Here is a 7,513-nt window from a genome sequence, read left to right as displayed (position 1 = left end):
TTATGTTGTTATCCTGTCGCCATTGCTGGCGCGGCCAATGTGCGGTCGGCCGATTAATCTGTGCATTTGCTGATAAAGCCGCCGCTGCTTTTCAGCCGCTCTCGTGCTTCGCTGGCGGAGATATTGGCCAGGATCATTACGATGGCGGTCTTGCAGTGGTTATCTGCGGCGGCAAGAGCCTGCTCGGCAGTGCGACGGTCACATTCGGTTGCTTCCATGACGATGCGCTTCTGGCGCTCCACCAGTTTGGCGTTGGTCGCCTCCACATCCACCATCAGATTGCCGTAGACCTTGCCGGTGCGGATCATGGCACCGGTCGAGAGCATATTGAGGATCAGCTTCTGGGCTGTGCCCGCTTTCATGCGGGAGGATCCGGTCACTATCTCGGGGCCGACCACGGCGACCATGCTGATGTCGGCCGCTTTCGCGAGCGGGCTGCCCGGGTTGCAGCTGATGCTGCACACTGTGGCACCCAGGCTCCTGGCATATTGCATGGCGCCCAGCACATAGGGGGTTCGCCCGCTGGCTGCGATACCCACCAGCACGTCGTGGGCACTGAAGTGGATATTTTTAAGATCGTTGGCACCGAGTTCTGCATCGTCTTCGGCATTCTCCACCGCCTGCAGTATGGCCTTGTGGCCCCCGGCAATCAGGCCGATGACCAGCTCGGCAGAGACCCCGTAGGTGGGCGGGCATTCGCTGGCGTCCAGGATGCCGAGGCGCCCGGAGGTGCCTGCCCCGATGTAGATCAGGCGGCCGCCTTTGCCAAATGCGGCTGCAATAGCATCGACTGCCTTGGCGATCTCGGGTAACAGCTGGCTTACAGCGACTGCAACGTGTTGATCTTCTTGATTGATGATCCGCAGCATATCCAGTGTCGGGAGCTGATCGATCTCGATGCTGGCTGGATTGCGGGTTTCAGTAATCATGCTTGATAGGTCAATGGTCATCGTTTCCTCTACTTCAGGTCGTCGCCATTCCCGGCGTAAATCATCTTTTTTGATGTTGGCCATCATGATCGATTTTTGATTTTAATTGTGAGATCAATGTCGCATAATTAATTATTCCTGTTGTGGTTATTTTTATTGCTATAAAATTCCTGCAGAGAAGCATGGAGAGAGGAGGGGGTGGCATTGGCTATCTTGCCTGATAGGCAGACAACAAAAAGCCCCGGTCGTTGGACCGGGGCTGGCGAGTTATTCGGTATCAGTTGACGGATATGGCGCGGGCGTCGATGAAATAGCGAGCGTTACCCTGTTTGTCGATCTGGATTTTGGCAACCAGTTGCTCTTGATCTTTATATTCCCAGTGTTGCTCGATCTTGGCGAGGGATGGGCTCGCAATCCCAACCACGTTCAGGTACTCGTGAAACAGGCTATGGCTCCCTATTTCGGTCAGCATCTTGTCCATCTGCATACTCTCCTGAAGTTGAGTGGGTATTCATCAACAAACCTATCAGCGTCCATCTGAATACAGTCTGTATGAAAAACAAACTAACTCATTTGTGTGTCAATAACATGATCAGGGACAAGATCAGTGCAGATCGTCAGGGACTTTTTGATACCGTTTTCAATCAGAGCCGGTGGGCTTCTGCGGCAACTGATCAAACGTGCCGGAAGCCTGCGGTAGCGCCGGTGCGGTTTGCACGGCCTGGCCGTTGTGGAAGACCGGATCCTGCGCCACTTCCTTGATGCCGTTGATGCAAAACTGCATACCCATGCAGACCAGCAGGAAGCCCATGATGCGGGTCATGGCATCGATGCCGGTGGCGCCCAGGATCTTGCAGACCGGATCCGCCAGCTTCAACACTCCCCAGCTGATCAGGCTCATCAGGGCAAACGCCGTTACTACACCGGCGTAGATGGTGAGGCGGTTGTACTCGTCAGGCAGTTCGGCAATCTGGGCGGCACCGCTTATTACCAGCGCCATGGTGCCCGGCCCGCACATGCTGGGCATGGTGAGCGGTACGAAGGCAATGCTCTGGTTTATATCGACCCCGCTTTGCTGGCTGGGGGCGGGGAACAGCATGCGAAAGCCGATAAAGCCGATGATGAGGCCACCGGCCAGGCGCAAGCCCGGAATGGAGATCCCGAACAGATCCAGGATCGAGGATCCGATAAAGAAGGTGATGCAGAGGGTGCAGAAGAGATAGATGGCGGCCAGATTGACCTGACGGCGCACGTGTTCGCGCGACATCCCCTTGCTCAGTCCCAGCAGCAGGGTGGCCGTGGTGGGCGGGTTGACCATGGGCAGCAGCGCCAGCAAGGTGAGTAATACGACCTGAAAGAACATCTTGAGCCTCGGATAAAGAGTTGGAAGCCATGGGGCGATGCGGGTGGCAGGCCCCAGAGGGAGGCTATCTTATGCTGGCAAAACTGAACATAAGCAGTACAAAAAAGCCCCGGCAGATACCGGGGCTTGTTGTTCGGGTCAGGCCGCTTGCGGTGCTTGCTGCTGCCGGATGGCACGTTGCTGGAACCAGAGCCAGAGACCGATGGCGAAACCCAGCACCGACAGGCTCACCACATAGTGGGAGGGGGCCAGCATGTCGCTCTTCATCCAGAGGGTCACCGCCATCGGGGTGAGGCCACCGAAGATGGCGTAGGCCACGTTGTAGGAGAACGACAGACCGGAGAAGCGTACCACCGGCGGGAAGGCGTTGACCATCACGTAAGGCACGGCGCCGACAATCCCGACCGCAAAGCCTGCCAGCATGTAGAGCGGCACCAGCTGACTCGTACCGGCCGCCAGACCGTGATAGAAGGCGTAGCTGGAGCCTGCCAGCAGCAGGGAGCCGAACATGAAGGTGAGACCGCTGCCCAGCAGGTCGATCAGTCGGCCATAGACGATGCAGCCGAGGGTCAGGGCCACGATCGCCAGCGAGTTGGCGGTCAGGGCGTCAGCCGGGCTGATGCCATAGACCTTCTGCAGATAGGTGGGGGTCATCAGGATCACCACCACGATACCGGCGGAGAGCAGCCAGGTGAGCAGCATGGAGACCACCACGCTGCTCTTGTGGTTGCGCAGCACCGACTTGAGGGGGAGCTCATCGGCCAGGGTCTTGTTGGCTTTCATCTCGGCGAAGACCGGGGTCTCGTGCAACCAGCGACGCAGGTACATGGCGACGATGCCGAAGATACCGCCCAGCAGGAAGGGCACTCGCCAGCCCCAGTCACTCACTTCGGCCGGAGTCAGGCTCTTGTTGACCGCAGTGGCGATCAGGGAGCCAAGCAGGATGCCGGCCGTCAATCCCGCCGTGAGCGTGCCGCAGGCGACCCCGACCCGACGGGCAGGGACGTGCTCGGCGACAAACACCCAGGCGCCCGGCACTTCACCGCCGATGGCGGCGCCTTGCAGGATCCGCAGTCCCAGCAGGGCGATGGGGGCGCCGATGCCGAGCACTGCATAGGTGGGCAGCAGACCGATCAACAGGGTCGGCAGCGCCATCATGATGATGCTGAGGGTGAACATCCGCTTGCGACCGATGAGATCGCCAAAGTGGGCCATGATGATGCCGCCGAGTGGGCGGGCCAGATAACCGGCGGCGAAGATGCCGAAGGTCTGGAACTGGCGCAGCCACTCGGGAATATCTGCCGGGAAGAACAGCTCGCCGATGACCACGGCGAAGAAGACGAAGATGATGAAGTCGTAAAACTCCAGCGCGCCGCCGAGGGCAGCCAGACTCAGGGTTTTGTAATCCTGTCGATTGAGGGGGCGCGCGTGATCGTGTTGTTGTATGGTCGTGGTCATATCCGTATGTTTCCCATCGGTTTTTTTAGTTATTGTCACCCCGTGCAAGGGGCATATACAGGTGATCGAGAGTATGCTGCCTGCCTCTTGTGTGTAAATCGCGCAATTCGCAACACTGTCTTGCATCTTTTTGGGGCAATCCGAATGCCCCGCTGGCGGAGGAATGATGGAAAAGAAACGGGTACTGCTCTCCTGGAGCAGCGGCAAGGATTGCGCATGGGCACTGCATCAGTTGCGGCAAGATCCCGCCATCGAGGTGGTGGGGCTGTTCACCACCCTCAATCAGGCATTCGAGCGGGTGGCGATGCACGGGGTGCGCAAGCAGCTGTTGACCGAGCAGGCCGCCTGCGTCGGGCTGCCCCTCATCACCATCGATCTGCCCTGGCCCTGCAGCAACGAGGATTACGCCCGCATCATGACCGGCTTTATCGCTGATGTGGTGGCACAGGGGATCCGCCATATGGCCTTTGGCGACTTGTTCCTTGAGGATGTGCGCGCCTACCGTGAAAAGCAGCTGGCAGGTACCGGCATCGAACCACTGTTCCCGCTGTGGGGCAGCAATACCGGTGAACTGGCGCCGCAGATGGTGGCCGCTGGATTGAAGGCGCGGATCAGTGCTCTCGACCCGAACAAGCTGGATGCCAGCCTGGGGGGCCACGACTTTGACGAGGCACTGCTGGTGGCGCTGCCGGAGGGCGTTGACCAATGCGGCGAGAACGGCGAGTTTCACACCCTGGCCTATGATGGCCCCATGTTCTCCCGCCCGCTTGGCATTCGGGTCGGCGAGACAGTGCTGCGCGACGGCTTTGTCTTTACCGATCTGCTGCCAATCTAGGATTAATTATCGGGCGTCAAATGCTCCCTTTTGCAGGAGCATTCACAGATTTGAGAGGCGGGATGGGGGCACTATTGGCCCCTCTTTTGATTCAAGATGACAACCTGCCTTATGAAACACCTCTCTCGTCCGGCGCTGCTTGCCTCCTTGCTGGCTGCTGCCCTCTCTCTGCCTGCAGTCGCGGGTCAAGCCGCTACCGTTCAGCCAATCCCTGCCGGTGTCACTACCGTCACCCTGGCCCAGCAGGCGCCGATCCACTGGGTATCGGTGGAGCAGATTGCCAAGAGCCTTGATGGATTGCCGCCGATGGCGGTCGGGTTTGATATCGACGATACCCTGCTCTTCTCCAGCCCGGGTTTTTATCGCGGCAAACAGGAGTTCTCCCCCAACGACGAGAGCTATCTGAAGAACCCCGCCTTCTGGGAGAAGATGAATAACGGCTGGGATGCGTTCAGCATGCCGAAAGAGGTGGGCAAGGCGCTCATCGCCATGCATCTCAAGCGCGGTGACCACATCTATTTCGTCACCGGTCGCTCGGCCACCAAGACCGAAACCGTGAGCCAGACTCTGCAGCAGACTATGAATATTCCGGCCGACCAGCTCAATCCGGTGATCTTCGCCGGTGATCAGCCGGGCCAGAACACCAAGGTGCAGTGGCTCAAGGATAAGCAGATGAAGCTCTTCTACGGCGACGCCGACGGGGATATCAAGGCGGCGCAGGAGGTCGGCATTCGCGGCATTCGTCTGCTGCGGGCCGCCAACTCCAGCTATCGGCCACTGCCGTTGGCAGGGGCGCTGGGGGAAGAGGTGATCATCAACTCCCAGTTCTGATCCGGAGCGGATCCATGCAACAAGGGCGGGGCCATTGGCACCCGCCCTTTTTGCATCCGTTATCCAGTTCGGGTCAGTCGTCTGCCCACGGCATCTCGGGCAGGCTGTCGAGGAACTCGCCGTAACGGGTCAGATTGAAGGGGCCCTGATCAGCTTCCATTGCCATCAGTTCGGCCCCGAGGGCGCAGGCGATATATTGCAGCGCCTCTTCTCGCGGGGTGCCCTTCATCACCAGCCGCATCAGGGTCGCCTTCACATGGGGCGGGTGACCGTCGTTGAGCTGGTTTTCCACCATCTCCAGCAGCGCGTCTTCGTCAAAAAATTCCTGAGTGTCGTTCATGGGATATCCGCAACAGTGAATGTGGCGGCCAGTATAGCCTGAATGGGGCTAACACCTTGAACAGCCTGCGAATAAACAATCCGATGGGGAGGCCATTTGTTACCCATAATTAGGAGGAGTTTGCCAAGGCAAACAGGTTGGAACACAGATAACATGGATGGACACGCCTATGCCCACGATAGATTCCCTGCTGGCCGAGCCCAAGCTACTGCCCCAGATCCCGGAAGTGATGCGCGATTTGATCCAGACCTTCAATGAAAAGGATCCGGATCTGCTGAAGATCAGCAAGTTGATCAACAAGGACCCTGTCATCTCCGCCAAGTTGCTGCGGCTGGCCAACTCGGCCAAGTTCGGCAGCAGTCGTCAGATCGGCACCGTCAATGAGGCCGCGGTGCGGCTGGGGTTGGCGATGGTGCGCAACATGGTGCTGGCCTGCGGGCTCACCGAATCGGTCACTGCGGTGCCCGGCATTGACCTCAAACATTTCTGGGGCTGCGTCTTCAATGTGGCGGAGCTGGCCCGTCGTCTGGCGGTGAAGAAGGGGATGAAAGGGGATGAGGTCTTTACCTGCGCCCTGCTCTACGATCTCGGCCGCTTGGTGATGCACGTAGGCCTGCCGGAAAACACCGTCCACCACATTCACGATCTGGAGCTGCACAAGGGGCGGGCCAAGGCGGAAGAGCTGGTGGTCGGCTTCAACTATGCCCAGGTCGGGGCGGCTATGGCACGCTACTGGAAGTTCCCCGAGACCATCAGCAATGCGGTGGAGTATCACTACAACCCCATGCTGGCCAAGGAGTTCTCTCCCGAGGCCGGGTTGATCCATCTGGCGATCGTGCTGGCTGCGCAATCCGATGTGGGGGAAGAGGCGCCACCCGAGTGGCCCCACAAGGTGGCAGATGCGCTGGGGTTGAGCTGGGCCGATTGTGCCGCCCAGTTCACTGCGCTGCGCGAGCAGGGTAATGGCTATGCCGGGTTGCTGGCCGCCTGAGCCCGTTTATCCCATCTCATCATCAGGGGCCAACGCGGCCCCTTTTTCATGGCCGATGGCGCCACAGGCTTGCCAGCCCGGGAGTGACGGGGCACTCTTTGCCCTTCACTTTCCGTTTGAGAGCCCTTGCCATGATTGCCTCCTCCCGCCTGATCCTGCGCGAAATGATCGCCACCGATGCCCCCTTCATTCTTGAGCTGCTTAATGACGGCGACTTTTATCGTTACATCGGCGATCGGGGCATTCGCACCCTGGAGCAGGCGCAGGAGTATATCCAGCAGGGGCCGGCGGTCAGCTATGCCCGCTATGGTCACGGACTCTATCTGGTGGAGCGTAAGGAGGACGGTGTCAGCCTCGGTATCTGCGGTTTGATCAAGCGCGACACCCTGGAGCAGGTCGATATCGGTTACGCCTTCCTGCCGCAATATCGCGGTCAGGGCTACGCCATTGAAGCGGCGCAGGCCGCCCTTGCCGATGGCAAAAGCCGGTTGGGGATCGGGCAGGTAGTTGCCATCGTTACGCCGGGCAACGAGCGTTCCATCGGCCTGTTGGCCAAGCTGGGGCTGGTGCGCAGTCGACTGGTCAAGTTGAGCGAAGATGCCGATGAGTGCCTGCTGTTGGAGCAGTGATCAAGGTCAGAGAGCGGGGAAGCGAATGGTGAGGTGGCTGTCAGGCTGAGTGACAAGCAAGAGCCCGGGTCTGGCTAAAGGCGTGAGAGAAGCAAAGAGGCCGCCGTGAGTTGCGGCCTGTCTGCATCGGGCGCTGC

The 7,513-nt window shown here is 59.2% G+C and carries 9 protein-coding genes; 4 read left to right on the top strand and 5 right to left on the bottom strand.

What is annotated here, in order from left to right:
- Window positions 1-53: 53 nt before the first annotated feature.
- The 4 genes from murQ to DBR30_RS17280 form a co-directional block, all read right to left on the bottom strand.
- Window positions 54-950 carry an N-acetylmuramic acid 6-phosphate etherase gene (murQ, locus tag DBR30_RS17295; RefSeq protein ID WP_108539729.1) on the bottom strand — a complete coding sequence of 299 codons (897 nt, stop codon included), beginning with the start codon at window positions 948-950 and terminating at the stop codon, window positions 54-56.
- A gap of 256 nt (window positions 951-1,206) precedes the next feature.
- Window positions 1,207-1,410: a hypothetical protein gene (locus DBR30_RS17290; protein ID WP_043822671.1), complete on the bottom strand. Its 204-nt coding sequence runs from the start codon at window positions 1,408-1,410 to the stop codon at window positions 1,207-1,209.
- Between the two features lie 159 nt (window positions 1,411-1,569).
- Window positions 1,570-2,292: a MarC family NAAT transporter gene (locus DBR30_RS17285; RefSeq protein WP_069555210.1), complete on the bottom strand. Its 723-nt coding sequence runs from the start codon at window positions 2,290-2,292 to the stop codon at window positions 1,570-1,572.
- Window positions 2,293-2,430: 138 nt separating this feature from the next.
- A complete protein-coding gene (locus DBR30_RS17280; protein WP_021231593.1) occupies window positions 2,431-3,750 on the bottom strand; it encodes an MFS transporter in 1,320 nt (439 codons plus the stop codon).
- Between the two features lie 166 nt (window positions 3,751-3,916).
- Between DBR30_RS17280 and DBR30_RS17275 the strand changes: the two genes are divergently transcribed.
- Both DBR30_RS17275 and aphA read left to right on the top strand, forming a co-directional pair.
- The gene (locus DBR30_RS17275; protein WP_108539732.1) at window positions 3,917-4,585 is read left to right on the top strand and encodes an ATP-binding protein; all 669 of its coding nucleotides are present in this window, start codon (window positions 3,917-3,919) and stop codon (window positions 4,583-4,585) included.
- Between the two features lie 111 nt (window positions 4,586-4,696).
- Window positions 4,697-5,416: an acid phosphatase AphA gene (aphA, locus tag DBR30_RS17270; RefSeq protein ID WP_181363610.1), complete on the top strand. Its 720-nt coding sequence runs from the start codon at window positions 4,697-4,699 to the stop codon at window positions 5,414-5,416.
- A 73-nt stretch (window positions 5,417-5,489) separates the two neighbouring features.
- On the opposite strand, the gene DBR30_RS17265 is transcribed toward aphA, so the two are convergent.
- Window positions 5,490-5,756 carry a hypothetical protein gene (locus DBR30_RS17265; protein ID WP_005348674.1) on the bottom strand — a complete coding sequence of 89 codons (267 nt, stop codon included), beginning with the start codon at window positions 5,754-5,756 and terminating at the stop codon, window positions 5,490-5,492.
- A 169-nt stretch (window positions 5,757-5,925) separates the two neighbouring features.
- On the opposite strand from DBR30_RS17265, the gene DBR30_RS17260 reads away from it, so the two are divergent.
- The gene (locus tag DBR30_RS17260) at window positions 5,926-6,747 is read left to right on the top strand and encodes an HDOD domain-containing protein (protein ID WP_019446506.1); all 822 of its coding nucleotides are present in this window, start codon (window positions 5,926-5,928) and stop codon (window positions 6,745-6,747) included.
- Between the two features lie 131 nt (window positions 6,748-6,878).
- Window positions 6,879-7,376 (top strand): GNAT family N-acetyltransferase, encoded by a 498-nt coding sequence (locus DBR30_RS17255; protein ID WP_042081371.1) that lies wholly within the window; start codon window positions 6,879-6,881, stop codon window positions 7,374-7,376.
- The last annotated feature ends 137 nt before the right edge of the window (window positions 7,377-7,513 follow it).

The sequence above is a fragment of the Aeromonas sp. HMWF017 genome, assembly GCF_003061465.1.
Taxonomy (GTDB): domain Bacteria; phylum Pseudomonadota; class Gammaproteobacteria; order Enterobacterales; family Aeromonadaceae; genus Aeromonas; species Aeromonas veronii.
Note: the sequence above shows the minus strand (reverse complement) of the source record. Positions and strands in the feature narration are given on the sequence as shown.